Origin of the sequence: Pseudomonas sp. GD04019, assembly GCF_029837695.1 — a bacterium.
GTDB lineage: Bacteria > Pseudomonadota > Gammaproteobacteria > Pseudomonadales > Pseudomonadaceae > Aquipseudomonas.
Genome location: NZ_JAOEEA010000003.1, coordinates 173,355 through 197,764 on the forward strand (window position 1 = coordinate 173,355; position 24,410 = coordinate 197,764).

Annotated in this window: 24 protein-coding genes; 8 read left to right on the top strand and 16 right to left on the bottom strand. The window is 68.6% G+C overall.

The window, feature by feature from the left end; genetic code table 11:
* Positions 1-48: 48 nt before the first annotated feature.
* A complete protein-coding gene (locus N7607_RS05985; protein ID WP_279864772.1) occupies positions 49-588 on the top strand; it encodes a type 1 glutamine amidotransferase in 540 nt (179 codons plus the stop codon).
* Between the two features lie 190 nt (positions 589-778).
* Complete coding sequence (locus tag N7607_RS05990; protein ID WP_279864771.1) at positions 779-1,975, top strand: class I SAM-dependent rRNA methyltransferase; 1,197 nt, start codon at positions 779-781, stop codon at positions 1,973-1,975.
* A gap of 48 nt (positions 1,976-2,023) precedes the next feature.
* On the opposite strand, the gene N7607_RS05995 is transcribed toward N7607_RS05990, so the two are convergent.
* A complete protein-coding gene (locus N7607_RS05995; RefSeq protein WP_279864770.1) occupies positions 2,024-2,860 on the bottom strand; it encodes an alpha/beta hydrolase in 837 nt (278 codons plus the stop codon).
* 477 nt (positions 2,861-3,337) lie between these two features.
* Here N7607_RS05995 and ilvD point away from each other — a divergent pair, with 477 nt between their 5' ends.
* Both ilvD and N7607_RS06005 read left to right on the top strand, forming a co-directional pair.
* Positions 3,338-5,176, top strand: coding sequence for a dihydroxy-acid dehydratase (gene ilvD, locus N7607_RS06000; RefSeq protein ID WP_279864769.1), 1,839 nt, complete (start codon positions 3,338-3,340; stop codon positions 5,174-5,176).
* Between the two features lie 155 nt (positions 5,177-5,331).
* Positions 5,332-5,790 (top strand): metallophosphoesterase family protein, encoded by a 459-nt coding sequence (locus N7607_RS06005; RefSeq protein WP_279864768.1) that lies wholly within the window; start codon positions 5,332-5,334, stop codon positions 5,788-5,790.
* A 9-nt stretch (positions 5,791-5,799) separates the two neighbouring features.
* On the opposite strand, the gene N7607_RS06010 is transcribed toward N7607_RS06005, so the two are convergent.
* The 3 genes from N7607_RS06010 to N7607_RS06020 all read right to left on the bottom strand — a co-directional run bounded on the left by N7607_RS06010 (position 5,800) and on the right by N7607_RS06020 (position 8,259).
* Entirely contained in the window at positions 5,800-6,444 is a 645-nt protein-coding gene (locus N7607_RS06010) for a YitT family protein (RefSeq protein ID WP_137974677.1), read from the bottom strand.
* Positions 6,445-6,530: 86 nt separating this feature from the next.
* Entirely contained in the window at positions 6,531-7,043 is a 513-nt protein-coding gene (locus N7607_RS06015) for a dihydrofolate reductase (protein WP_279864767.1), read from the bottom strand.
* 28 nt (positions 7,044-7,071) lie between these two features.
* A complete protein-coding gene (locus N7607_RS06020; RefSeq protein ID WP_279864766.1) occupies positions 7,072-8,259 on the bottom strand; it encodes a GGDEF domain-containing protein in 1,188 nt (395 codons plus the stop codon).
* Positions 8,260-8,386: 127 nt separating this feature from the next.
* On the opposite strand from N7607_RS06020, the gene N7607_RS06025 reads away from it, so the two are divergent.
* Complete coding sequence (locus N7607_RS06025) at positions 8,387-9,781, top strand: DUF2868 domain-containing protein (protein ID WP_279864765.1); 1,395 nt, start codon at positions 8,387-8,389, stop codon at positions 9,779-9,781.
* A 77-nt stretch (positions 9,782-9,858) separates the two neighbouring features.
* Complete coding sequence (locus N7607_RS06030; RefSeq protein ID WP_279864764.1) at positions 9,859-11,232, top strand: DUF3482 domain-containing protein; 1,374 nt, start codon at positions 9,859-9,861, stop codon at positions 11,230-11,232.
* 191 nt (positions 11,233-11,423) lie between these two features.
* Here N7607_RS06030 and N7607_RS06035 read toward each other — a convergent pair whose 3' ends face one another.
* The 11 genes from N7607_RS06035 to N7607_RS06085 all read right to left on the bottom strand — a co-directional run bounded on the left by N7607_RS06035 (position 11,424) and on the right by N7607_RS06085 (position 21,805).
* The gene (locus tag N7607_RS06035) at positions 11,424-11,987 is read right to left on the bottom strand and encodes an HD domain-containing protein (protein ID WP_279864763.1); all 564 of its coding nucleotides are present in this window, start codon (positions 11,985-11,987) and stop codon (positions 11,424-11,426) included.
* Positions 11,984-13,141, bottom strand: a complete 1,158-nt coding sequence (locus tag N7607_RS06040; protein ID WP_279864762.1) for a TIGR03364 family FAD-dependent oxidoreductase — start codon at positions 13,139-13,141, stop codon at positions 11,984-11,986. Before N7607_RS06040 ends, N7607_RS06035 begins: the two co-directional genes overlap by 4 nt.
* A 218-nt stretch (positions 13,142-13,359) precedes the next feature.
* Complete coding sequence (locus N7607_RS06045; RefSeq protein ID WP_279864761.1) at positions 13,360-14,379, bottom strand: putative 2-aminoethylphosphonate ABC transporter substrate-binding protein; 1,020 nt, start codon at positions 14,377-14,379, stop codon at positions 13,360-13,362.
* Positions 14,380-14,427: 48 nt separating this feature from the next.
* A complete protein-coding gene (gene phnX / locus N7607_RS06050) occupies positions 14,428-15,255 on the bottom strand; it encodes a phosphonoacetaldehyde hydrolase (protein WP_279864760.1) in 828 nt (275 codons plus the stop codon).
* Between the two features lie 17 nt (positions 15,256-15,272).
* Positions 15,273-16,982, bottom strand: a complete 1,710-nt coding sequence (locus tag N7607_RS06055; protein WP_279864759.1) for a putative 2-aminoethylphosphonate ABC transporter permease subunit — start codon at positions 16,980-16,982, stop codon at positions 15,273-15,275.
* Entirely contained in the window at positions 16,982-18,022 is a 1,041-nt protein-coding gene (locus N7607_RS06060) for a putative 2-aminoethylphosphonate ABC transporter ATP-binding protein (RefSeq protein WP_279864758.1), read from the bottom strand. The genes N7607_RS06055 and N7607_RS06060 overlap by 1 nt, the downstream gene beginning before the upstream one ends.
* Before the next feature lie 128 nt (positions 18,023-18,150).
* Positions 18,151-18,486: a hypothetical protein gene (locus N7607_RS06065; RefSeq protein WP_279864757.1), complete on the bottom strand. Its 336-nt coding sequence runs from the start codon at positions 18,484-18,486 to the stop codon at positions 18,151-18,153.
* A 71-nt stretch (positions 18,487-18,557) separates the two neighbouring features.
* Positions 18,558-19,418 carry a LysR family transcriptional regulator gene (locus N7607_RS06070; RefSeq protein WP_279864756.1) on the bottom strand — a complete coding sequence of 287 codons (861 nt, stop codon included), beginning with the start codon at positions 19,416-19,418 and terminating at the stop codon, positions 18,558-18,560.
* A 3-nt stretch (positions 19,419-19,421) separates the two neighbouring features.
* Positions 19,422-20,216 (bottom strand): thymidylate synthase, encoded by a 795-nt coding sequence (locus N7607_RS06075; RefSeq protein ID WP_279864755.1) that lies wholly within the window; start codon positions 20,214-20,216, stop codon positions 19,422-19,424.
* The gene (lgt, locus tag N7607_RS06080; protein WP_279864754.1) at positions 20,216-21,013 is read right to left on the bottom strand and encodes a prolipoprotein diacylglyceryl transferase; all 798 of its coding nucleotides are present in this window, start codon (positions 21,011-21,013) and stop codon (positions 20,216-20,218) included. The genes N7607_RS06075 and lgt overlap by 1 nt, the downstream gene beginning before the upstream one ends.
* 9 nt (positions 21,014-21,022) lie before the next feature.
* Positions 21,023-21,805 (bottom strand): sulfite exporter TauE/SafE family protein, encoded by a 783-nt coding sequence (locus N7607_RS06085; RefSeq protein WP_279864753.1) that lies wholly within the window; start codon positions 21,803-21,805, stop codon positions 21,023-21,025.
* A 120-nt stretch (positions 21,806-21,925) separates the two neighbouring features.
* Here N7607_RS06085 and N7607_RS06090 point away from each other — a divergent pair, with 120 nt between their 5' ends.
* The gene (locus N7607_RS06090) at positions 21,926-22,684 is read left to right on the top strand and encodes an NRDE family protein (protein ID WP_279864752.1); all 759 of its coding nucleotides are present in this window, start codon (positions 21,926-21,928) and stop codon (positions 22,682-22,684) included.
* 85 nt (positions 22,685-22,769) lie between these two features.
* On the opposite strand, the gene N7607_RS06095 is transcribed toward N7607_RS06090, so the two are convergent.
* Entirely contained in the window at positions 22,770-23,336 is a 567-nt protein-coding gene (locus tag N7607_RS06095) for a DUF6436 domain-containing protein (RefSeq protein WP_279864751.1), read from the bottom strand.
* 109 nt (positions 23,337-23,445) lie between these two features.
* Here N7607_RS06095 and N7607_RS06100 point away from each other — a divergent pair, with 109 nt between their 5' ends.
* Positions 23,446-24,387, top strand: coding sequence for an alpha/beta hydrolase (locus N7607_RS06100; protein WP_279864863.1), 942 nt, complete (start codon positions 23,446-23,448; stop codon positions 24,385-24,387).
* Positions 24,388-24,410 lie beyond the last annotated feature (23 nt).

Here is a 24,410-nt window from a genome sequence, read left to right on the forward strand (position 1 = left end):
CGCCGGGCCGGTCGGAACATGGACATCCCATATGGAGGAGGTTCCACCATGTCGCTGTCCCTGAAAGGCAAACGCGTCGCCCTGCTGGTGACCGATGGTTTCGAACAGGTCGAGATGACCGAGCCGAAGAAGGCCCTGGAGCAGGCCGGTGCCCAGGCCGACATCCTGTCCGTCAAGGAAGGCCAGGTGCGTGGCTGGCACCACGACAAACCGGGCGACAGCTTCCCGGTCGACGGCACCTTCGACACCGCCCAGGTCGAGGAATACGACGCCCTGGTCCTGCCGGGCGGCGTGATGAACTCCGACACCATCCGCACCGACACCGCCGCTCTGACCCTGGTACAGGCCGCCGAGAAATCCGGCAAGCCGATCGCGGTGATCTGCCACGGCGCCTGGCTGCTGGTCTCGGCCGGGCTGGTCAAGGGCAAGACCATGACCAGCTGGCCGTCGCTCAAGGACGATATCCGCAACGCCGGTGGCGACTGGCAGGACAAGGAGGTGATTCGCGACGGCAACCTGATCAGCAGCCGCAAACCCGACGACCTGCCGGCGTTCAACCGGGCTCTGCTGGAGTCGCTGGCGGCCTGAGAACCTGTCTACGACCTCTTGATCGTCGGCCATGCCTCGTTGAGCGCGGTCTCGGGCTGCTCATTTACGACGTGTAAATTCCGCGCCCTCACCCGCGCTCGCCTTGCCTGGCTCTAGCTCGAAAGCTCGTAAACAGGTCCCGGGTGGGGTGGGCAGGGTATAATCGCGCTCTTTTTTCCGGAGCGCCCCCATGACCCTGCCCGCCCTGCGCCTCAAAGCCAACGCCGATCGTCGCCTGCGCGCCGGCCACCTGTGGGTCTACAGCAACGAGATCGACGTGGCGGCCACCCCGCTGCACGGCTTCCAGGCCGGCGACCAGGCCATCCTCGAAGCAGCCGGCGGCAAGCCGCTGGGCGTCGTGGCGATGAGCCCGAACAACCTGATCTGCGCCCGTCTGTTGTCGCGCGACGTCAAGCACGTGCTAGACAAGTCGCTGCTGGTGCACCGCCTGAACGTGGCCCTGAGCCTGCGCGAGCGCCTGTTCGACAAGCCCTTCTATCGCCTGGTCTACGGCGACTCCGACCTGCTGCCGGGCCTGGTGGTCGACCGCTTCGGCGATCACCTGGTGGTGCAGCTGGCCTCCGCCACCATGGAGCGCAGCAAGGACGCGTTGATCGAGGCCCTGGTCCAGGTGCTCAAGCCGCGCGGCATCCTGTTCAAGAACGACTCCGCCGCGCGTGACGCCGAGGGCCTCGAGCGTTACGTCGACACCGCCTTCGGCGTGGTGCCGGACTGGGTCGACCTGGAAGAGAACGGCGTGAAATTCCAGGCCCCGGTGCTGGAAGGCCAGAAGACCGGCTGGTTCTATGACCACCGCATGAACCGCGCGCGCCTGGCGCCCTATGTCCAGGGCAAGCGCGTGCTCGACCTGTTCAGCTACATCGGTGGCTGGGGCGTGCAGGCCGCAGTCTTCGGCGCCAGTGAAGTGTTCTGCGTCGACGCCTCCGGCTTCGCTCTGGACGGCGTGGAGCGCAACGCGACCCTCAACGGCGTCGCCGAGAAGGTCACCTGCGTGGAAGGCGACGTGTTCGCCGCGCTGAAGGAGCTGAAGTCCGCCGAAGAGCGTTTCGACGTGATCGTTGCCGACCCGCCCGCCTTCATCAAGCGCAAGAAGGACATCAAGAACGGCGAGGCCGCCTACCGTCGCCTCAACGAAACCGCCATGCGCATGCTCAACAAGGACGGCATCCTGGTCAGCGCCAGCTGCTCCATGCACCTGGAAGAGGACAACCTGCAGAACATCCTGCTGACCAGCGCGCGCCACCTGGACCGCAATATCCAGCTGCTCGAGCGCGGCGCCCAGGGCCCGGACCACCCTGTGCACCCGGCCATCGCCGAGACCCGCTACATCAAGAGCCTGACCGTACGCCTGCTGCCCAACAGCTGAGTCGCAAAAGCCCCGTCCGCACCCGCGGACGGGGCCCGCTCGCCTGCCTCAGAAGCCCTTGCGCTTCACCGTCCACAGCGGACTGACGCACAGGCTGCACAGCGTGCCATTGAAGGTGCTGCTGGCATTCTGGTCGTTCATCAGCTGGTAGCGGAACCAGGCCGTGGCCGGCCCGCGATAGGCCCCGCCGCTGCCGACCGGTTCGAAGTGCGAGACCGTGCGGCGCTCGCCCCAGAACACCGGCACGTTGGCCCGGGTATAGACCGGTTGGGCATTCAGGTAGGGGAAGGCGATGGTGTCGCCGCCGCCCGTCATCAGGAACATCGGCCCCTTCTGTTTGTTCTGCGAGCTGCTGTTGTGACCGAGCCCGAGGGTGTAGGGCTGGATCGGCGCCGTGGTGCGTACGCGGTCGTCCTGGCCGGCCATGATCGAACCGCCACCGCCCTGGGAATGGCCCGAAGTGCCGACGCGCCCGGCATTCAGCTTGCCGGCATAGGTGCCGGAGCCGCTGCCGCTGGCCTGCACCAGGTAGCTCAGGCAGGCGAGCATCTCCTGGCCGGTGCCGGCATCGGAGGTTTCCGCGGCGGCCACCACGAAGCCATGGCTGGCCCAGTGGGTCAGCAACGCCGCATAGGTGTCGGGCGTGGCGCCGGTGCCGTTGCCCCACAGGATGATTGGGTGGCGCACGCCGTTCTGGCCCAGGGTGCTGGGGCGGTAGATGCGGCAGCTGGGCCCCTCGGCCTGGCTGGTGGTGGCGTAAGGGCCGCTGTTGTCGAAACTGCCGACAGCGGGGAACGGCGTGCCTGGGGTATCCGGCAGCGCCGCAAGAGCAGAGGCCGAGAAGGCGAAGAGTGCGGCCGCCAGGCCGAGTCTGGAATCGAGCATCGAAGGGAGTCCTTGTTGTTATTCGTCGAGTAGGGATTCGCCATGGCCCTCCCCGACCCACGGCATCGGACTGGGCTGCACTGCTGGTACTTCGCCGGCGATGGCGGGCGCCCGGCAAACCGCCGGTGCACACCGCCACGCAACCTACGTGACCAATCGGTCACGGGCACAGTCGCCCGAACGGCGAAACCGGATGAACGGCATAACCCCAAAGAGCGAGCGCGGCTGGCCGCTAGCCGGGCCGCAGCAGCCGACCACGAGCTACCGCCAGCCTTTCCCCGGCGGGCGCGGGCGGCGTAGAATCGGGGCATTCCTCGCCAACCATCCCCCGGCGGGTCCGTGAGCCCGGGCCGAACGAACGGTGACCCCGTTTCGTCCTGCGGCCCCCTTCCGAACGCACGGCCATCTCCCGTTTGCATCCGGTCCAGTCGACGCTCACCATACGAAACATCACCTGATTAGCCGCAGGAACGAGTCATGCCCGATTACCGCTCGAAAACCTCCACCCACGGCCGCAACATGGCCGGCGCCCGCGCCCTGTGGCGCGCCACCGGGATGAAGGACGAAGACTTCAAGAAGCCGATCATCGCCATCTCCAACTCCTTCACCCAGTTCGTGCCCGGCCACGTGCACCTGAAGGACCTGGGTCAGCTGGTCGCCCGCGAGATCGAGAAACACGGCGGCGTGGCGAAAGAGTTCAACACCATCGCCGTGGACGACGGCATCGCCATGGGCCACGACGGCATGCTCTATTCGCTGCCGAGCCGCGAGATCATCGCCGACTCCGTGGAGTACATGGTCAACGCCCACTGCGCCGACGCCATCGTGTGCATCTCCAACTGCGACAAGATCACCCCCGGCATGCTGATGGCCGCCCTGCGCCTGAACATCCCGGTGGTGTTCGTCTCCGGCGGCCCGATGGAAGCCGGCAAGACCAAGCTGGCCAACCACGGCCTGGACCTGGTCGACGCCATGGTGGTGGCCGCCGACGACTCCTGCTCCGACGAAAAAGTCGCCGAGTACGAGCGCAGCGCCTGCCCGACCTGCGGCAGCTGCTCCGGTATGTTCACCGCCAACTCGATGAACTGCCTGACCGAGGCTCTGGGCCTGTCGCTGCCGGGCAACGGTTCGACCCTGGCCACCCACGCCGACCGCGAGCAGCTGTTCCTGCGCGCCGGCCGCCTGGCCGTCGAGCTGTGCCAGCGCTACTACGGCGAAGGCGACGAATCCGTGCTGCCGCGCAACGTCGCCAGCTTCAAGGCGTTCGAGAACGCCATGACCCTGGACATCGCCATGGGCGGTTCCACCAACACCATCCTGCACCTGCTGGCCGCCGCCCAGGAGGCGGAGATCGCCTTCGACCTGCGCGACATCGATCGCCTGTCGCGCAAGGTGCCGCAGCTGTGCAAGGTGGCGCCGAACATCCAGAAGTACCACATGGAAGACGTGCACCGCGCCGGCGGCATCTTCTCCATCCTCGGCGAGCTGGCCCGTGGCGGCCTGCTGCACACCGACGTGCCGACCGTGCACAGCCCGAGCATTGCCGACGCCATCGCCGAGTGGGACATCACCCAGACCCAGGACGAGAAGGTGCACACCTTCTTCAAGGCCGGCCCCGCCGGCATCCCGACCCAGACCGCGTTCAGCCAGAGCACCCGCTGGGAAACCCTGGATGACGACCGTGCCGAAGGCTGCATCCGCTCGGTCGAGCACGCCTACTCGCAGGAAGGCGGCCTGGCCGTGCTGTACGGCAACATCGCCCTCGACGGCTGCGTGGTGAAGACCGCCGGTGTCGACGAGTCGATCCACGTGTTCGAAGGCAACGCCAAGATCTTCGAGAGCCAGGACAGCGCTGTTAAAGGCATCCTCGCCGACGAAGTGAAGGCCGGCGACATCGTGATCATCCGCTACGAAGGCCCGAAAGGCGGCCCGGGCATGCAGGAAATGCTGTATCCGACCAGCTACCTGAAGTCCAAGGGCCTGGGCAAGGCCTGCGCCCTGCTCACCGACGGCCGCTTCTCCGGCGGCACCTCGGGCCTGTCCATCGGCCACGCCTCGCCGGAAGCCGCCGCAGGCGGCGCCATCGGCCTGGTACGTGACGGCGACAAGGTGCTGATCGACATCCCCAACCGCAGCATCAACCTGCTGGTCAGCGATGAAGAACTGGCCGCCCGCCGCATCGAGCAGGACAAGAAGGGCTGGAAGCCGGTTGCCCCGCGCGCGCGCAAGGTGACTACCGCGCTCAAGGCCTACGCCCTGCTGGCCACCAGCGCCGACAAGGGCGCGGTGCGCGACAAGGCTATGCTGGACGGCTGATCCGCTCTACACCCTCTCCCTCTGGGAGAGGGCTGGGGTGAGGGTCTCCCAGTCAACACGCGCCAAGCCCGGCCCAGCGCCGGGCTTCTGCTGTGTAGGGCGGGCGAAACCCGCAATCGGTCACGCGGGTTTCACCCGCCCTACGGGAGAGCCGCATGAAGATCGGCCTGATCAGCGACACCCACGGCCTGCTGCGCCCCGAGGCACTGGTGGCGCTGCAGGGTTGTGCGCATATTCTGCACGCCGGGGATATCGGTAAACCGGAGATTCTCGATGCCCTGCGCGAGCTGGCGCCACTGACCGTAGTGCGCGGCAACAATGACGAGGGGCTGGACTGGGCCGCCGAGTTGCCGCAGCAAGCCACGCTGCGGCTCGGCGGGGTCGGCCTGTACGTGGTGCACGAGCTTGCCCATGTGCCGGCGCAGTTGCCGGAGGGCGTGCGCGTGGTGATCACCGGCCATTCGCACAAGCCGCTGATCGAGGAGCGCGCCGGCCTGCTGTGGATCAATCCCGGCAGCGCCGGACCACGGCGCTTCAAGCTGCCGATCAGCGTCGCCCTGCTGCATATCGACCATGGCGAGCCGCGCGCCGAGCTGGTCGAACTCCAGCCTTGAACACTGGGCTCAGCTGACCCCGGTATAGCGGTCGGCGCGGTGGTTGATCGCCAGCACCAGGTTGAGCATCACCGCACCGAGCACCGACAGGGCCACCTTGTCCGGCGTCACCACGAACACCGCCGCCAGCACGATGACCGCGTCGATGGCCATCTGCACCGCGCCGGCGCGCAGGCCGAAGCGCTCCTGCAGGAACAGTGCGAGGATATTCACCCCGCCCAGACTCGCCCGGTGGCGGAACAGCATCAGCAGGCCCAGGCCCATGGCCGCGCCGCCGAATAGCGCGGCATAGAGTTCATTGAGATGGGTGAAGGCGACCCAGCCCGGGGTCAGCTCGGCCAGCAGCGACACCAGCAGCACCGCGCAGCCGGTGCGCAGGGTGAAGCCCCAGCCCAGGCGCCAGATGCCCAGCGCGTAGAACGGCAGGTTGACCAGGCAGAACACCAGGCCGAAGGGCCAGCCGGCCAGGTACTTGGCCAGGAAGGCCACGCCCACGGTGCCGCCGGTAAGCAGCCCGGCATGGCTGTAGAAGGCGATGCCCAGGGCCACCAGGGCGGTGCCGAACAGCAGGGCCAGGGCATCCTCCCAAAGCGGGTGGCGGACGAAGATGGCGGCGACGGTTTCCGCCTCGGGCGTATCGATAGGGTCGGTCATGTGCGGATCTTGGCGGGGAAAGACAAAAGCATAGGGCGCCGCCTTCGCACGAAGGCGACGTCGATCAATGTCAGTGAAGAAAAGCCCTAGCGGCGCTGCCAGGTCTCGAAGCAATAGGCCGGCGCAGCGTCGGTCGCCTCATGCGCCTCGCTGTCGCTGCGCTGCCAGTCGCTCTCGGCGAACGCCGGGAACCAGGCATCGCCTTCCGGGTGCAGCGCCACGCGGGTCAGGTACAGGCGCGCGGCCTGGGCCAGCCCCTGCTCGTAGAGCTGGGCGCCGCCGATCAGCATCAGCTCATCCGCGCCCTGCTCGCGCGCCCATTCATCGGCGCGCAGGATGGCGGCGTCCAGCGACGGGAAGACTTCCGCCCCCTCCAACTGCAGCCCGGCCTGGCGACTGACCACCAGGTTGAGCCGGCCCGGCAGCGGGCGGCCCAGCGAATCCCAGGTCTTGCGGCCCATGATGATCGGCTTGCCGAGGGTCTTGGCCTTGAAGTGCTTGAGGTCCGCCGGCAGGTGCCAGGGCAGCTGGTTGTCGCGGCCGATCACGCGGTTGTCGGCGAGGGCGGCGATCAGGCAGAGGGGAAGAGTCGTTTTCATGGGCGCGAGGATACCGACTGGCGCCGGCTCAAGCCACCTGGCTACTGCCCGGCCGCTTGCCGACCACCCGGTTGCGCCCCTGCTCCTTGGCCAGGTAAAGCGCCACGTCGGCCAGGCGCAGCGCGTCGGCCAGGCTCTGGTGCGGCTGCGGCACCAGCCAGGCCAGGCCGATGCTGAGGGTCACCACCGGCGCGATGTCGGACTTGGCGTGCGCCAGGCCCAGGGCCTCCACCTCGGCGCGCAGCTGTTCGAGGATCGTCAGCACGGCGGCCTCGTCCAGGCCGTACCAGAGGCCGACGAACTCCTCGCCGCCGTAGCGCGCAGTCATGTCCAGCGGGCGCCGGGCCTGGGCGCCGATCACCCGGCCGACCCCGCGCAACGCCTCGTCGCCGGCGCTGTGGCCGTAGTGGTCGTTGTAGCGCTTGAAGAAGTCCACATCCATCATCACCACGGCGAGCGGCTGCTGCTCGCGCAGGGCCTGGCGCCAGCTGGCCTCGGCGCGCTCGCCGAAGGCGCGGCGGTTGAGCAGGCCGGTGAGCGAGTCCTTCTCCGCCAGGTCCTGCAGCAGGCCCTGGGCGAGGAAGTTCTGCCGCGTGGCGTATTCGAGGAAGTAGCAGCCCACCGAGCCGATCACGTTGGCCGTGCCCAGGAAGAACAGGTTGTACAGCAGCACCGCGCCATCCAGGTCGTTGATCAGCTCCACCGTCAGGTAGGCGAGGAAGATCAGCCAGCCGCACAACGAGGCGACCACGAAACGCAGGCCGGTGAGGAAGTAGAAGAACACCGTGACCAGGATGATGCCCTCGTAGGGCAGGGGGTAGTCGTGGGCCCGGGCGACCCAGATGATGCCGACCACGCCCAGCCCGCAGAACAGCGCGCAGACCCCACCCAGCACCTGCAGAAGGCCGAGCAGGCGGCTCCGATAGGTAGCCAGCCAGGTCAGCAGCAGCATCGGCCCGATCACCCCCAGGCGGATCGTCAGCGTCTGGCTGCGCACCGCGCCCGGCAGGCTGATGGTGTCCAGCACGGCGAAGGCGAGGAACAACACGATGGCCACCAGCAGCGACCAGCGCATGCGGATCAGGAACACCCTGGCGTGGTAGCGGTTGTACGCCGCCTCCATCTCGCCGTCGAAACGCAGCAGGCGGAAGCCCTCGCGCAGCTGGCGCAGGTAGGGCGAGTCGTGGTTGACCCAATCCAGGTGGGGCAGCTTCATGGCAGCGCTCTTCTCGTTGTTCTGCCTGAAGCCTAGCCGCAGCCGGCGGCGCGTCACAACTCGGGCTTTTCCCCAGTGGTGGCGCAGCGGTTATGCTTTGGCCCTCGACCCGCAGACGGAACGCCGCGTGACAGACAGTCCCCCGCCTCCCCGCTCGCGCCTGCAGCGCCTCTGGCTGTGCGAAGCCATTCGCCTGCGCGAGGACCACGCCGGGCCGCTGGAAGATGCCGAGGCCAATCGCCTGGCACGCCAGGCCGATGGCGACCTGGCGAGCCGCATCGAGGCCCGCGCCCTGTTCCTGGCCAAGCGCGATGGCCAGCTTCAGGCTCAGCGTCACTGGCTGCAGGGTGCACGCCTGGCGCTAACAGCCCTGCTGATCCTGGCCCTGGTCGGCGGCGCCGGCCTGGCCCTGGCGGCCCTGGGCGAGGGCAGCCGCCCGGTCAACGTGTTCTGGGCCCTCGGCAGCCTGCTCGGCATTCATCTGCTGACCCTGCTGGGCTGGCTGCTCGGCATCGCCTTCGCCGGCGAACACCAGGCCGCCCTCGGCCGCCTCTGGCTGTGGCTCAGCGAGAAGCTGGCGCGCGACGCCGCAGCCGCCCAGCTCGGCCCGGCGCTGGTCCTGCTGCTGCAGCGCCGTCGCCTCAACCGCTGGCTGCTCGGCGCCCTGGTCCACGGCCTGTGGCTGGTGGCGCTGCTCGCCGCCGCGCTGATGCTGCTGCTCCTGCTCAGCACCCGGCGCTACGGCTTCGTCTGGGAGACCACGCTGCTCGGCAGCGATGCCTTCGTCGCCCTCACCCATCTGCTCGGCGCCCTGCCCGCCCTGCTCGGCCTCCCGCTGCCGGATGTCGACACCATCCGCGCCAGCGGCGAATCCGCCCTTGCTGTGGAAACGGCGCGGCATGCCTGGGCCGGCTGGCTGCTCGGCGTGCTGCTGGTGTTCGGCCTGCTGCCGCGCGCCCTGCTCCTGCTGCTGTGCCTGTGGCGCTGGTGGCATGGCAGCGCGCGCCTGCGCCTGGACCTCACCCTGCCGAGCTACCGCCTGCTGGCCGAGCGCCTGCAACCACCGGCCGAACGCCTCGGCGTGCTGGATGCGGAGCCGCAGGCGCTGCACCAACCGCAGGGTGGGCGCAGTGCACTGGCCACGGCCGGCGCCCTGCTGGTGGCGGTGGAGCTGGATAACAGCCGACCCTGGCCGCCACAGTTGGGCAAGGGCGTGGCCGATGCCGGGGTGCTGGACAGCCGCGAACAGCGCCAGCACCTGCTCGACCAGCTGAGCCGTTTCCCCCCGGCGCGCCTGGCCATCGCCGTCGACCCGCGGCGCTCGCCGGATCGCGGCACCCTGGCGCTGCTCGGCGAGCTGTCGCGCACGGCCGCCGCCACGCGCATCTGGTTGCTGCCGCCACCACCCGGCGAGGCGCTGGACAGCCAGCGCCTGGGCGACTGGCACGAAGGCCTGGCGCGCCTCGACCTGGCCTTCTCCGATTCGGCGCCACTGGCCTGGCTGGAGACTGGACATGACTGATCGCATAGCCCGGATGCAACCGGGAAGCAGGCAGCTCCACCCCGGATTACATCCGGGCTACGAACTGGAGCGCGGCCATGACTAAACCGCTGCGCCTGGCCGTGGTCGGCCACACCAATGTCGGCAAGACCTCGCTGCTACGCACCTTGCTGCGCGATGTCGGCTTCGGCGAGGTCTCGCACCGGCCCAGCACCACCCGCCACGTGGAAGGCGCGCGCCTGTCGGTGGGCGGCGAAGCGCTGCTGGAGCTGTACGACACCCCCGGCCTGGAAGACGCCATCGCCCTGCTCGACTACCTGGAACGCCTGGAGCGGCCCGGCGAGCGCCTGGACGGCCCGGCGCGTATCGCCCGCTTCCTCGACAGCGCCGAGGTGCGTCAGCGCTTCGAGCAGGAGGCCAAGGTGCTGCGCCAACTGCTGGCCAGCGACGCCGGGCTGTACGTGATTGACGCCCGTGAGCCGGTGCTGGCCAAGTACCGCGACGAGCTGCAGGTGCTGGCCGGTTGCGGCAAGCCGCTGCTGCCGGTGCTCAACTTCGGTGCCGCGGCGGCCCAGCGCGAGCCTGAGTGGCGCGAGGCCCTGGCCCGTTTCGGCCTGCATGCGCGGGTGGCGTTCGACACGGTGGCGCCGCCGCTGGACGGCGAGCGCCGCCTGTACGAGAGTCTGGCCCTGCTGGTGGAACCGGCGCGGCCGCAACTGGAGCGGCTGATCCTCGACCACGAGGCCCAGGACGCCGCCCGCCACCAGGCCGGCGCGCGGCTGATCGCCGAGCTGCTGGTGGACTGCGCGGCCTGCCGGCGCAGCGTGGCGGCCCAGCCGCAGATCGAACAGGGCGAGATCGCCGCCCTGCATCAGGTCATCCGCCGCCGCGAACAGCAGTGCGTCGAGGCCCTGCTGCGCCTGTATGCCTTCCGTTCGGACGACGCCCAGGCCGGCGACCTACCGCTGACGGACGGGCGCTGGGGCGACGACCTGTTCAACCCGGAGACCCTGCGCCAGCTCGGCGTGAAGGTCGGCGGCGGCATGGCTGCCGGTGCGGCCACCGGGGTGGGCATCGACCTGCTGGTGGGCGGCGTGACCCTGGGCGCGGCCGCGCTGCTTGGCGCCCTGGCCGGAGGCGGGCTGCAGACCGCGCGCAACTTCGGCGGCCGTCTGCTCGGCAAGTTCAAGGGCCAGCGCGAGCTGACGGTGGACGACAATGTGCTGCGCCTGCTCGCCCTGCGCCAGCGCCAGCTGCTGGCCGCCCTGCTCGCCCGCGGCCATGCGGCGACCGCGGCGATCCGCCTGGACCAGCCGCAGGACAGCGCCTGGCGCGAGGCCCGCCTGCCCGAGGCCCTGCGTCGGGCGCGGGCGCATCCCGAATGGTCATCGCTGAATCCCGCTGCGCGCCTGGAGCAGGCCGAGCGGCGTGACCAGGTGGATGCCCTGACCGGCGAGCTGCTCGGCGCCTGAGCGCCGTCAGCGCAATTGGTTGGCGCGGATGATGGCATCGACCAGCCCGGGCAGGGGCACTCGGCGAAGGTGGCGGCGAAGCTGCGGCTGACGCTCTGTGAAAACTCTCGCCGCGCATTGCGCCAGGTCCATCCGTGCCAGGTGTATGGGCCGATCACGGCAACTGGCGTTTCAGCCTCGCGACGGACCGCTTAGGACTGCGCCAGCACCCGCGTGGCCAGGGCCTCCAGCCAGGCCAGATCAGCCGCTGGCCGGCCGGGTACCTTGGCCGCCTCGTCCCAGCGGCGCAGGCGCAGGCTATCGGCGAACAGCGGATCGCGCTCGAAGGCATCGGCCTGCGCCTCGCTCATCGGTCCGCCCTGCCAGCTCAGCGTCTGCAGACTGGCCGGGCTGAGCGCCTCCAGATAGCCCGCCTCGCGCCGGCACAGGTAGCGCTTGGCCTCGACATGCAACGCCACCAGGCCGCTGAGCCGTTCGGAGAAGCCCAGGCCGCGCAGCCAGCGCGCGCCGACCCGCTCGTGGCCCTGGCGACCGAGACCGGCCATGCTGTTGTGCGCCGCAGGTGGCACGCAGAAGTGGCCGACGTCGTGGCAGAAGGCGGCGAGGATCAGCTCCTCGTCGGCGCCTTCGTCACGCGCCAGCTGGGCGGCCTGGACCATGTGCTCGAGCTGGCTGACCGCCTCGCCGATGTAGTCGGCCTGGGCCTGCTGGCGGCACAGGGCGAACAGCTCGGCCACCGCCAGCGCGGCACTCACGCCCGCAGCGCCACGGGCCACTCGCCCTCGCCGAGCAGCGCGGCGATGGTGCGCTCGCCCAGGCCGAGGCCGACGCTCATGCCCAGGCCGGTGTGCATCAGCACCGCGGTCACGCCCTCGGCGGCGCGCAGCACACTGAACGGGCCGGGGCCACGCGAGCCATACACGCCCTGCCAACGCTCCAGCACCTGCAGACGGCCGCCCAGGGTGTGCTCGGCCAGCTCGATCAGCAGCTGGTCGACGTTCTCGGCGTTGAACGGCGTGGCGTCGCTGCCGTAGTCGTGGGAGTCGCCGATGATCAGCTCGCCATAGGGCGTCGGGCTGACCAGCAGGTGGATGCCGTATTCCTCCAGCGCCGGGTAGTCGCGGCGGATCTCGGCCTGGATCGCCGCGGCCTCGGGCAGGTCGGCGAAGGCGCCGTAGTGCACGCAGCTGAGGCCGGTGAGCACCGCGTGCTGCAGCTCCAGCGGGCGTTCCAGGCGCGCGCGCAGCATTTGCAGGCGGCACACCGAAGGCTTCAGCGCGGCCATGGGTTCGGCCAGCAGGGTCTGGTAGTCGTGGCCGGAGCAGACCAGGATGTGCCGCGCGGTGAAGCGCCCGGCGGTGGTCAGCGCGCTGCCGGACTCGACATCGCGCACCAGGGTGGAGAAGTGAAACTCGACGCCGAGGCCGCGCAGGTAGTCGACGATCTGCGGCAGCGCCTCGCGCGAGTACAGCTGTTGGTCGTCCAGCCCGTGCAGGGCGGCGCGGTGATGAGCGAAGCGGCCGGCGTATAGGCCGTCCAGGGCGGCGCCACGCAGCAGTTCGACGCGGTAGCCGAGCTCACGCGCACGACCGGTGCAGAAGGCTTCGAGCATCGCCTCCTCGGCTTCGGTGCGGGCGAATACCAGCGAGCCCTGCTGCTTCAGCGCCAGGCCCGCGGCCTTGCCCAGTTCGGCCCATAGGCCGTGGGCCTGACGCGCTAGGTCGAGCATCGGCCCCGGCGCCTGGCCGGTGACCAGGGCCTGGCCGAAGTTGCGAATGGAAGCGCCGAGCGGCGTGGCGGTGCGCTCGAAGACCTTGACCTTGAGGCCGCGCTTGGCGCCGGCCCAGGCATGGGCGAGGCCGAGCATGCCGGCGCCGACGACCAGCAGGTCGCAGTCGTGCTGAGTCATGGGGAAACTCCTGAATCGCTGCAGACGGCCATCAATGCAGCCGTCGAAAATGAATGGCGTAGGGTGGATCTCGCGCAGCACATCCACCGGGCGAAGGTGGAAAACGCTGCGCGGTTTTCCACCCTACGGACTGATAGGCAGCTCGGTGCGGCCCGGAAATCCCTCACCCTACGCGGGCCGCCCCGGCCCCTCTCCCGCAGGAGAGGGGTGACGCGGGCTTACTGCGCCACCGGCTCGGACTTACCGTCGTAGCGCTTGCGCCACTCGGCGAGGATCTTGTCGCGGTTCTCCGAGGCCCAGGCGAAGTCGTTCTTGATCAAGCGTTGCTCGTAGTCGGCTGGCAGCTCCTGGAACGGCTCGGCGATGCCCGGCTGGGCCAGCACGGCGAAGTTGGCCTTGTACAGGTCCATGGCCTCGCGGCTGGCGGCGAAGTCGGCGAGCTTCTTGGCTGCGTCCAACTGGTCGGTGCCCTTGACGATGCCGGTGGCCTCGATCTCCCAGCCCAGGCCTTCCTTGGGCAGCACGATGTCCAGCGGCGCGCCCTTGCGCTTGAGCTGCACGGCCGGGTACTCGAAGGAGATGCCGATCGGGAATTCGCCGGCGGCGGCCACCTTGCACGGCTTGGAACCGGAATGGGTGTACTGGCCGATGTTGGCGTGCAGCTTGTCCATGTAGGCCCAGCCGCCGTCCTCGCCGAAGGTCTGCAGCCAGGCGCTGACGTCCAGGTAGCCGGTGCCGGAGGACGCCGGGTTGGGCATGACGATCTTGTCCTTGTACACCGGGTTGGTCAGGTCTTCCCACTTGGTCGGCTTGGGCAAGCCCTGCTTCTCGGCCTCGATGCGGTTGAAGCAGATGGTTGCGGCCCACACGTCCATGCCGACCCAGGCCGGCGGGTTGGCGGCGTCGCGGTAGTTGGCGCCGATCTTGTCCAGGTTGGCCGGGGCGTAGGGCACCAGCATGTCCTGCTGCTTGAGGATGGCCAGGCTGGAGCCGGCCAGGCCCCAGACCACGTCGGCCTGCGGGCGATCCTTCTCGGCCAGCAGCTTGGCGGTGACGATGCCGGTGGAGTCGCGCACCCACTTGATGCTGATGTCCGGGTTCTGCTTCTCGAACGCTTCCTGGTAGGGCTTGAGCTGCTCGACTTCCAGCGCGGTGTAGACGGTCAGCTCGGTGTTGGCCTGAGCCTGCAGGGCGCAGGCAGCGAGCAGGCCGGCGGCCATAGCGGTGCGTTTGAACATGGTGAAGCTCCTAGTGGTGTGGCTAGCGGTTGGCGTTGGTTGTCGGGTTCAGCAGGCCTGCGGGCTTTCGCCACGGGCCAGGCGTGCGTTGATGTGGTCGACCACCGCGGGTAGCTCGGCGATGGTGTCGATCAGGTAGTGCGGGCGGCTGCCGGCGAACAGGCCGTCGATACGCGCGCGCTCGGTGGCGCGGCGCTCGGCCGGCAGCGCCTGGTAGGCGTCCCAGGAAAGGCCCAAGAAGTTGCCGGAGAAGCGCAGCGCCACGGTCCACATGCCGGCGGCGCGGCCCTCGAGGATGCCCGGCTCGGTGTCGTCGACCTTGACGCAGGCGGCGACGTCGTCGAGGCCCAGGGCGATGACGTTGGCCAGCACCTGTGCCGGGCTCGGCCGGCCCTTGGGCACCTCATCGGTGGCGACCACGTGATCAGGGCTGTAGCCCTTGGCGGCGGCCAGCTCGACCACCTTGCCCATCACTGCCAGCGGGTAGCCGGAGCAGCTGCCGATGCGCAGGCCGCGCTCGCGCAGGGCGGCGATAGCTTCCAGGGCGCCGGGGATCAGCGCCGAGTGCTCGCCGACCTTGTCGATCTGCAGCGGCATAAAGCGCTCGTAGATGGCGGTGACGTCGGCGTCCGTCGGCGCGCGACCGAAGCGGCGCTGGTAGCGCTCGGCGATGGCCGGCACGTCGCACAGGGTGCGGATGTGGTCCCACTTGCCCATGCCCATGGGGCCGCGCGCCTCGTCCAGGCTCAGCTCGATATCGAACTGGGCGAAGGCCTCGACGAAGATGCGCGTCGGCGCGAAGGAACCGAAGTCGACCACGGTGCCGGCCCAGTCGAGGATGGTGGCGCTGAGGCGGGTGGGATGTTGATAGCGCATGAAGGTTCTCCGAGGGTTCAATGGCCGGGCGCCGCGCGCCAGGCCTGGGACCGGCGCAGCAGGCCGCGCGAGGCCCCGGCCAGCAGCAGCGAGACGGCGGCGGAAGTGAGCAGGATCAGGGTGGACATGGCGGCGGCGCCGCCGACGTTGCCGGCGTCATCCATGTTCAGCACGGCGATGGCGGCCAGCAGGCTGTCCGGGCTGTAGAGGAAGATCACCGCCGACACCGTGGTCATCGCCGAGACGAACAGGTAGCGGACGATGTCGAGCAGCGCCGGCAGGCAGATCGGCAGGATCACGCGGAAGAAGTGGCGCAGCAGTGGCACCTTCAGCGACAGCGCGGCGGCCTCGAACTCGCCGTCGAGCTGGCGCAGGGCGGCGCTGGCGGTCATCTGCGCGGTGGTCAGAAAGTGCGCCACGGTGCAGATCACCAGCAGCGTCAGGCTGCCGTACAGGCCGTGCAGCGGATTGGCCGGCAGGTTGAAGAAGAACACGTAGCCGAGGCCGAGGACCAAACCCGGCACCGCCATGGGAATGAAGCAGAGCAGGCGCAGCAGCTGGGTCAGCGGGCTCTGCCGGGTCTTCTCCAGCAGGTAGCTGCCGAGGAAGATCAGCACGCCGCCGAACAGCGCGCAGCAGGTCGCCAGCAACAGGCTGTTGCGGTAGGCCAGCCAGCCGCCGGGCAGCTCGGAGAAGGCGTAGTTGTGCAGCGACAGCGACAGGTCGTAGGGCCAGAACTTGACCAGCGACGAGTACACCGCCATGCCAAACACGCCGAGCAGGCAGGCGCTGACCAGCAGCACCAGCAGCAGGAAGGCACCGTCGCGGCCACGACTGGGCTGCGGGTGGTAGACCTGGGCTCGCCCGCCCATGGCGTCGCGCTGACGGCGACGCAGCCAGAGATCGACGGCGAAACTGAGCAGCGCCGGCAGCAGCAGGAACAGGCCGATCAGCGCGCCGCGGCCGAACTGCTGCTGGCCAACCACCGCCTTGTAGGCCTCCAGCGCCAGCACCTGGTAGTCGCCGCCCACCACCACCGGCACGCCGAAGTCGGTGACGCACAGGGTGAATACCAGGCAGGCGGCGGCGAACACGCCCTGGCGACTGCCCGGCCAGGTGATGCTGCGGAACGCGCGCCACCTGGATGCACCCATGCTCGAAGCCGCATCGAACAGCCGCGCATCGGCCAGGGCCAGGGCGCTGAGCAGCACCATCAGCGCATGCGGGAAGGTGTAGATGACCTGGCCAAGGACGATGCCCCAGAAGCCGTAGACGTTGTCCGTCAGCAGGTGGCGCAGCACGCCCTGGTTGCCGAACAGGTAGATCAGCGCGATGCCCGGCAGCATCGACGGTGCCAGCAGCGGCAGCAGCGAGATGCCGCGCCACAGGCCCTTGCCCGGCACGCAGGTGCGCCGCAGGGCATAGGCGAAGGCGTAGGCCAGCGGCACCACGATCAGTACCACGGCCAGGGCGCTCTTCAGGCTGTTGCCGAGCAGCCAGCGGAAGTTGGCGCTGGCCACCAGCTCACGCGCCGCAAGCAGCCCGCCGCCCTGCGCCGGATCGCCGGCCAGGCCGCGCCAGAGCATGGCGGCCAGCGGCAGCAGCACGGCAAGCAATAGCAGCGCCAGCAGCAGCCACTGGCCGCCGCGCACGAACAAACGGTCGGCCAGATCGGCCGGCCAGCGTCTGACGCTGGGCAGCGACTTGAGGATGGCGACCTGCTGCATCAGGCGAACACCTGCAGGCTGCGCGGCGGCAGCGCGACCCAGATCTCCGCACCGCTCAGGCGCGGCATGGACTCGGGCGCCAGCTCGGCGAGCAGAGCGTGGCCCGGCAGCGCGTCGAGCTCGAAGCTCAGGCGGCAGCGGTTGCCGAGGAAGGTGATCTCGCGCATCTGCGCCGGGAACAGGTTGTCCTCGGGCACCGGCGGGTTGATCACCACCGCCTCGGGGCGGCAGAACAGGCGGCCGCGCTCGCTCGGCTGCTGGCCGTGCAAACGCAGGCTGAGGTCGCCGACGCGGGCGTGCTCGCCGTCGCGCTCGAACGGCAGCCAGTTGCCCTGGCCGACGAACTCGGCGACGAAGGGCGTGGCCGGCGCGCGGTAGATGTCCTGGGGCGAGGCGTACTGCTCGACGCGGCCGTGGTTCATCACGGCGATGCGGTCGGCCATCAGCATGGCCTCGTCCTGGTTGTGAGTGACCATCAGGGTGGTGATGCCGAGCTGGCGCTGCAGCGCGCGCAGCTCGCCGCACAGATGCTCGCGCACGCGGGCGTCGAGGGCCGACATAGGCTCGTCGAGCAGCAGCAGCGACGGGCTCGGCGCCAGTGCACGGGCCAGCGCCACGCGCTGCTGCTGGCCGCCGGAGAGCTGCGCCGGGTACTTCTGCTCGCTGCCGGCCAGGCCGACCAGTTCGAGCATCTCGACTACCCGCGTACGGATCGCCTCGCGGCCCTGGCCGGCCAGGCCGTAGGCGACGTTCTGCGCCACGCTCAGGTTGGGGAACAGCGCGTAGGACTGGAACAGGATGCCGTAGTCACGCGCCTGCGGCGGCAGCTCGGAGACGTCGCGCCCGGCGAAGCGGATGGCGCCGCCGTCCTGCTGTTCCAGGCCGGCGATGCAGCGCAGCAGGGTGGTCTTGCCGCAACCGGAGGGGCCGAGCAGGCACACCAGCTCGCCGGCGGCGATGTCCAGCGATACGCCGTCCAGCGCCTTGAAGGCGCCGAAGCCCTTGTGAATGTCGCGCAGCTGCAGGTCGACGGTGGCCATGACAGAACCTCGTTGTGAATCGAACGAGGTTCATGCTGCGGGTGCAGTGCTAAGGCTTTATGGCAATTGGGTAAAAGCTACCGATAGTGGTATCGGTGGATTTGCGAATAGGTTTAGAAGCGCATCGGTCAGAGATGCAATACCCAGCACAGGACAAGACTGGCGAACCAGCCTCCGCCTATCCAGGGCGCAAGTCGCTTATAGCTGTGGGTGAAGGCGTGATTGCAGAAGAAAAGAAACATCGATACAGCAGCACAGGTAGACAGGAACAGATATCCCGCCCAGATATCACCACCGCTCAGCATGATAGAAAAACGCCTTGTGCCCAGTCTCATCACGCCATCCTGATAGGCTTCAAAAGCCTGATTAGCCAGGAAAAGAATCAGCACAAGAGCTAGAGAGCGAAGGATAAACAAGCGGCTACGAGTGAAGGGTGATGCTTTGATGGGTGCGACCGGAACCATTTATAGCCTCCCTGCTTCTTGCAGTAGGTAAAAGTCAGCCCTCAGGTGGAGAGAACACGGGCGAGGGGAAATCAACTCACCGCTTCCCGCGCCAGCGCCAGGAAGGCGGCCGGCAGGCGCGCGCCGCGGCGTTCCTTGAGGCAGTAGAGGTACTCGGGGATCAGCGGCGCGTCGTCCAGCTCGATCACCCGCAGCTCGGGGTTGTCCGGCACCTCGTGGCGAGCGATCACGCTGACGCCGATATTGCGCAGCACCGCCTCGCGGATCGACTCGCGGCTGCCGATCTCCAGCAGCGGGCCGGGGGCGACGCCGGCGTCGCGCAGCATCTGCTCGGTGAGCAGGCGCGTGGTCGAGCCGGCCTCGCGCATCAGCAGGCAGTGGCCGGCCAGTGCCGAGGCGTTGAGCCGCTTGTGCGCGGCCAGCGGGTGGCTGCTGTGCACGGCCAGCACCAGCGGGTCCTGGCCCAGCACCAGGCGGGTGAAGCGCGCGTCCTGCTCCAGCTGCGAGGAGGCGGCGAGGTCGACGCGGTATTCCTCCAGCGCCTCGATCACCTGCTGCGAGTTGCCGATCTCCAGGGTCACCTGGATCTGCGGCAGGCGCTCGCGGAAGCGTTTGACCAGGTCGAGCACGTAGTAGGGTGCGGTGGCGGCGATGCGCAGGCTGCCCTGCAGCTGGCCGCAGTTGCGCAGGAAGAACTCGATATCGGCCTCCTGCTGCAACAGCTGCTGCACCATCGGCAGCAGGCGCGCGCCCTCCTCGCTCAGGGTCAGGCGGCGGCCGCCCCGGTAGAACAGCTCGACGCCGTACTGCGCCTCCAGGCTGCGGATCTGCGTGGTGACCGTGGGCTGGCTGAGGCCGAGCTTCTTCGCCGCCTGGGTGATGCTGCCCAGGCGGGCGACCATGTGAAAGGCCTTGAGCTCGGCCGCCAGCATGGCTTACACCGCGACCGGCGCGGCGATGTGCGGGTGGGCCTGGTAGTTCTGCAGCTCGAAGTCCTCGAACTTGAAAGCGAACAGGTCCTTCACCTCGGGATTCAGCTTCATGGTCGGCAGCGGCAGCGGCTCGCGGGTCAGCTGCAGGTCGGTCTGCTCGATGTGGTTGGCGTACAGGTGGCAGTCGCCGCCGGTCCAGACGAAGTCGCCGGGCTGCAGGCCGCAGACCTGGGCAATCATCAGGGTCAGTAACGCGTAGCTGGCGATGTTGAAGGGCACGCCGAGGAAGATGTCGGCCGAGCGCTGGTACAGCTGGCAGCTCAGGCGGCCGTCGGCGACATAGAACTGGAACATGGTGTGGCACGGCGGCAGGGCCATCTCGTCGACCAGCGCCGGGTTCCAGGCGGAGACGATCAGGCGGCGCGAGTCCGGGTTGTTCTTGATCATCGCGATCAGCTTGCTGATCTGGTCGATCGACTCGCCGTTCGGCGCCGGCCAGCTGCGCCATTGGTAGCCGTACACCGGGCCGAGGTCGCCGTTCTCGTCAGCCCACTCGTCCCAGATGCGCACGCCGTTGTCCTTCAGGTACTTGATGTTGGTGTCGCCCTGGAGGAACCACAGCAGCTCGTGAATGATGGATTTCAGGTGGCACTTCTTGGTGGTCACCAGCGGGAAGCCGTCGGCCAGGTTGAAGCGCATCTGGTGGCCGAACACCGAATAGGTGCCGGTGCCGGTGCGGTCGCTCTTGAAGGTGCCGGTCTCGCGCACCAGGCGCATCAGGTCGAGATACTGTTTCATCACGCGGCTCCTTGAACGGCCTGGCGGCGGTAGGCCCAGATCATAAGGCCGAGACCGCCGAGAATCATCGGCAGGCACAGTACCTGGCCCATGGTCAGCCAGCCGCCGGCGAGGTAGCCGAGCTGGGCGTCCGGCACGCGGACGAATTCGACGATGAAGCGGAAGATGCCGTAGCAGATGGCGAACAGGCCGGACACCGCCATGGTCGGGCGCGGCTTGCGCGAATAGGCCCAGAGGATGACAAACAGGGCCACGCCCTCGAGGGCGAACTGGTACAGCTGCGACGGGTGGCGCGGGTCCGGCCCGCCATTGGGGAAGACCATGGCCCAGGGCACGTCGGTGACCTTGCCCCACAGCTCGGAGTTGATGAAGTTGCCGATGCGCCCGGCGCCCAAGCCAATGGGCACGAGAGGGGCGATAAAGTCCATCAGCTCGAAGAAGCTCTTGCCGTTGCGCTTGCCGAACCACCAGGTGGCCAGCATCACGCCGATCAGGCCGCCGTGGAAGGACATGCCGCCCTCCCAGACGCGGACGATCTTCAGCGGGTCGGCCACATAGGCGGACAGGTCGTAGAACAGCGCATAGCCCAGGCGGCCGCCGAGGATCACGCCCATGGCCACCCAGAACACCAGGTCGGAGAGCTTCTCCTTGCTCCAGCTGGGGTCGAAATCCTTCAGCCGGCGGCTGGCGAGGAACCAGGCGCCGCCGATGCCGACCAGGTACATCAGGCCGTACCAGTGGATCTTCAGCGGGCCCAGGGCCAGGGCCACCGGGTCAATCTGCGGGTAAGTCAGCATTGCGACTCCTTAGATCAGGAAGCTGGTGCCCACACAGAGCAACAGCAGAGCGAACAGTCGTTTCAGTACGGTGGCCGGCAGGCGGTGCGCCAGGCGCGCGCCGATGCGGGCGAAAAACATGCTGGTGATGGCGATGCCGGCCAGCGCCGGCAGGTACACATAGCCCAGGCTCCAGGCCGGCAGGTGTGCCTCGTTCCAGCCCAGCAGCATGAAGCTCAGGGCGCTGGCCACGGCGATCGGCAGGCCGCAGGCCGAGGAGGTCGCCACCGCCTGCTGCATGGGCACGCTGCGCCAGGTCAGGAACGGCACAGTCAGCGAACCGCCGCCGATGCCGAAGATCGCCGAGGCCCAGCCGATCACCGCGCCCGCGCCGGTCAGCCCGGGCTTGCCTGGGACAGCGCGACTGGCCTTGGGTTTCAGACCCAGGCCCATCTGGATGGCGATGACGATGGCAAACACGCCGATGATCTTCTGCAGCAGCGGGCCCTGGATGGCCGCCGCGGTGAGCGAGCCGAGGGCGGCGCCGAGCAGGATGCCCACGGCCATCCAGGTGAACACCGGCCACAGCACGGCGCCCTTGCGCTGGTGTTCGAGCACCGAGTTGATCGAGGTGAAGATGATGGTGGCCAGCGAGGTGCCCACCGCCAGGTGGGTGAGGATCGCCTGATCGAAGCCCTGGGCGGTGAAGCTGAATACCAGCACCGGCACGATGATGATGCCACCGCCGACACCGAACAGCCCGGCCAGCACCCCGGCCGCCGCGCCGAGCAGCAGATAGAGCAGGAATTCCATGGAGTCCCCCGAAAACGAAGCGGCATGGTAACGGATGACCACCCTGCCCTCCAGCCGAGGCGATGGACGCCTATACCTTTGTTAGACTCCAGGCACCTGACCACAGGCCCTGGAGGTGGTATGTGCCTGATCGTCTTCGCCTGGCGCCCCGGACACCCGCAACCGCTGGTACTGGCCGCCAACCGCGATGAGTTCTACGAGCGTGCCACCCTGCCGCTGGGGGAGTGGGAAGAGGCGCCTGGCATCTACGCCGGCCGCGACCTGCTGGCCGGTGGCACCTGGCTGGGCGTGACGGCCGAGGGCCGCTTCGCCGCCCTGACCAATATCCGCGACCCACGCCAGCCACGCGGCGCACGCTCGCGCGGCGAGCTGCCGCTGCAGTTCCTGCGTGGCGAGCAGGCCCCCGAAGCCTTCCTCGCCGAGCTGAAACCCCGGCTGGAACACTACAGCGGCTTCAATCTGCTGCTCGGCGACCGCCGCGCGCTGTACTTCTTCAACTCCGAGCAGGGCGAGATCCGCCGCCTGCTGCCTGGCCTCTATGGCCTGTCCAACGCCGACCTGGATACGCCCTGGCCCAAGGTGCTGCGCTCCACGGCGGCCCTGGCCAACACCCTCGACAATCCTCAGCCGGCCAATCTGCTGGCGCTGCTCGGCGATCGCCAGCAGCCGCCACGGGTGCTGCTGCCGGACACCGGCGTCGGCGTCGACTGGGAGATGTTGCTGGCCACTGTATTCATCGTCGGCCCCGGCTACGGCACCCGCGCCAGCAGCGCCCTGGTGCTGCACGGCGACGGTGGCGTGCGTCTGGTGGAACGCAGCTTCGGCAGTGGTGGCGAAATGCTCGGCGAAGTGGATCTGCGCCTGGGGCCGCGGGAGTAGGCAAGAACCTGTTTACGATCTTTTGAGCTAAAGCCAGGCATTTCAACGCAGCATGGCCGACGATCAAGAGATCGTAAGCAGGTTCTCACTCCTGCCAGTCGCAGAAGCAGCCCACGGCCAGGTTGCTGTCGGCACGCACCGGCCGGCCGGCCAGCAGCGCCTCGATAATTGGCTCGATAAAGCTGTTGCTGGAGGTGCACAGCGCGCCTTCGCTGTAGGGGCCGAAGTAGGCCAGGCGGCCTTGCTGGTCCCAGATCGCCACCGCCGGGCTGGCCGGCAGCTGCTCGCTGCCGGGCACGGCCTCCAGTGGTTGCAGGGCCTGCAGGTTGTCCGGCAGGCGGCCATGGCTGCCGGCCTTCTGCAACGCGTAGAACTGCACCCCACGCCCCGAGTACGCCTGCACCAGCTCGCCGAGGTGCTGCTGGTTGCCGACATTGCACGGGCAACCCGGATCCCAGAAGTGCACCAGACGGATCGGCCCCGGCCCCGCCAGCTCCGCCGGCAGACGCAGTTCGGCGCCCGAGAACAGCTCGGTGCGCGCCTCGAAGGGGCGAATGTAGCGGGCCTCGAACCACCAGAAGGCGGCCAGCATGGCGCCCAGCCAGAGGATGGCAACGAGGCTGGCGAGAATGGCTTTGCGGCGCGGGGACATGATCGGCGACACGGAGGAAAGGTGCCTAGCTTGCCACGCCGCGCCCGACAGCTGAATATCGGCTGTCCCTCACCGCCACGAAGACGCCATGACCGCCATGCCCCAGACCCTGCCAGAGCCCTTCCAGCCCGAGCGCCTGCGCGCCGGCCTGCGACCCTTGGCCGCGGCCACCGCACCCTTGGCGGACGAGGCCCTGGCCTACCAGCGCTACTACGGCCTGGATCTGCCGCAGCACGCCGGGATGCGCAGCCGCCTGGGCCGCTTCGAGTGCGACGGGCTGAACCTGGTGGCGCAGCTGTGGACGCCGGCGGAGCCCAAGGCGACCCTGATCCTGCTGCACGGCTACTACGACCATATGGGCCTGTACCGCCATGTGGTCGACTGGGCGCTGGGCGAGGACCTCGCCGTGCTGGCCTGCGACCTGCCCGGCCACGGCCTGTCGGAAGGCGCGCGCGCCAGCATCGATGACTTCGCCGCCTACCAGCGCACCCTGCAGTGCCTGTTCGCCGAGGCCGCCAGCCTCGACCTGCCGCAACCCTGGCATCTCTGTGGACAGAGCACTGGCGGCGCCATCCTGCTGGACTTCCTGCTACTCGGCGAGCCGCGCCCGGAGCCCGGCGCCACCATCCTCCTGGCGCCGCTGGTAAGGCCGCGGGCCTGGGGCCTGTCCAAGCTCAGCTACCACCTGATCGGCCCGTTCCGCAGCGAAATCCCACGGCGCTTCTCGGCCAACTCCAGCGACGCCGAATTCCTCGATTTCCTGCAGCACCGCGACCCGCTGCAGCCGCGCAACCTGCCGACCGCCTGGGTCGGCGCCCTGGCCAAGTGGATTCCACGCATCGAGAAGGCCCCGCGCAAGGCGCTAAGGCCGCTGGTGGTACAGGGCGAGGCGGACATGACGGTGGACTGGCGGCACAACCTGCAGGTGCTGCAGGCCAAGTTCGACCAGCCGGAAGTCCTGCGCATCCCCGGCGCCCGCCATCACCTGGTCAACGAGAGCGAAGGCATTCGCCGCGAGTACTTCGCCTTCCTTAGCGAGCGTTTGCGCTAAGGCTGCTCGCGAAGATCCCACCT

What these genes read in the sequence shown, in the direction of transcription:
- N7607_RS05985 (WP_279864772.1), top strand. Translation starts at nt 49, where the DNA reads ATGTCGCTGTCCCTGAAAGGCAAACGCGTCGCCCTGCTGGTGACCGAT.
- N7607_RS05990 (WP_279864771.1), top strand. Translation starts at nt 779, where the DNA reads ATGACCCTGCCCGCCCTGCGCCTCAAAGCCAACGCCGATCGTCGCCTG.
- N7607_RS05995 (WP_279864770.1), bottom strand. Translation starts at nt 2,860, where the DNA reads ATGCTCGATTCCAGACTCGGCCTGGCGGCCGCACTCTTCGCCTTCTCG.
- ilvD (WP_279864769.1), top strand. Translation starts at nt 3,338, where the DNA reads ATGCCCGATTACCGCTCGAAAACCTCCACCCACGGCCGCAACATGGCC.
- N7607_RS06005 (WP_279864768.1), top strand. Translation starts at nt 5,332, where the DNA reads ATGAAGATCGGCCTGATCAGCGACACCCACGGCCTGCTGCGCCCCGAG.
- N7607_RS06010 (WP_137974677.1), bottom strand. Translation starts at nt 6,444, where the DNA reads ATGACCGACCCTATCGATACGCCCGAGGCGGAAACCGTCGCCGCCATC.
- N7607_RS06015 (WP_279864767.1), bottom strand. Translation starts at nt 7,043, where the DNA reads ATGAAAACGACTCTTCCCCTCTGCCTGATCGCCGCCCTCGCCGACAAC.
- N7607_RS06020 (WP_279864766.1), bottom strand. Translation starts at nt 8,259, where the DNA reads ATGAAGCTGCCCCACCTGGATTGGGTCAACCACGACTCGCCCTACCTG.
- N7607_RS06030 (WP_279864764.1), top strand. Translation starts at nt 9,859, where the DNA reads ATGACTAAACCGCTGCGCCTGGCCGTGGTCGGCCACACCAATGTCGGC.
- N7607_RS06040 (WP_279864762.1), bottom strand. Translation starts at nt 13,141, where the DNA reads ATGACTCAGCACGACTGCGACCTGCTGGTCGTCGGCGCCGGCATGCTC.
- N7607_RS06045 (WP_279864761.1), bottom strand. Translation starts at nt 14,379, where the DNA reads ATGTTCAAACGCACCGCTATGGCCGCCGGCCTGCTCGCTGCCTGCGCC.
- phnX (WP_279864760.1), bottom strand. Translation starts at nt 15,255, where the DNA reads ATGCGCTATCAACATCCCACCCGCCTCAGCGCCACCATCCTCGACTGG.
- N7607_RS06055 (WP_279864759.1), bottom strand. Translation starts at nt 16,982, where the DNA reads ATGCAGCAGGTCGCCATCCTCAAGTCGCTGCCCAGCGTCAGACGCTGG.
- N7607_RS06060 (WP_279864758.1), bottom strand. Translation starts at nt 18,022, where the DNA reads ATGGCCACCGTCGACCTGCAGCTGCGCGACATTCACAAGGGCTTCGGC.
- N7607_RS06065 (WP_279864757.1), bottom strand. Translation starts at nt 18,486, where the DNA reads ATGGTTCCGGTCGCACCCATCAAAGCATCACCCTTCACTCGTAGCCGC.
- N7607_RS06070 (WP_279864756.1), bottom strand. Translation starts at nt 19,418, where the DNA reads ATGCTGGCGGCCGAGCTCAAGGCCTTTCACATGGTCGCCCGCCTGGGC.
- N7607_RS06075 (WP_279864755.1), bottom strand. Translation starts at nt 20,216, where the DNA reads ATGAAACAGTATCTCGACCTGATGCGCCTGGTGCGCGAGACCGGCACC.
- lgt (WP_279864754.1), bottom strand. Translation starts at nt 21,013, where the DNA reads ATGCTGACTTACCCGCAGATTGACCCGGTGGCCCTGGCCCTGGGCCCG.
- N7607_RS06085 (WP_279864753.1), bottom strand. Translation starts at nt 21,805, where the DNA reads ATGGAATTCCTGCTCTATCTGCTGCTCGGCGCGGCGGCCGGGGTGCTG.
- N7607_RS06090 (WP_279864752.1), top strand. Translation starts at nt 21,926, where the DNA reads ATGTGCCTGATCGTCTTCGCCTGGCGCCCCGGACACCCGCAACCGCTG.
- N7607_RS06095 (WP_279864751.1), bottom strand. Translation starts at nt 23,336, where the DNA reads ATGTCCCCGCGCCGCAAAGCCATTCTCGCCAGCCTCGTTGCCATCCTC.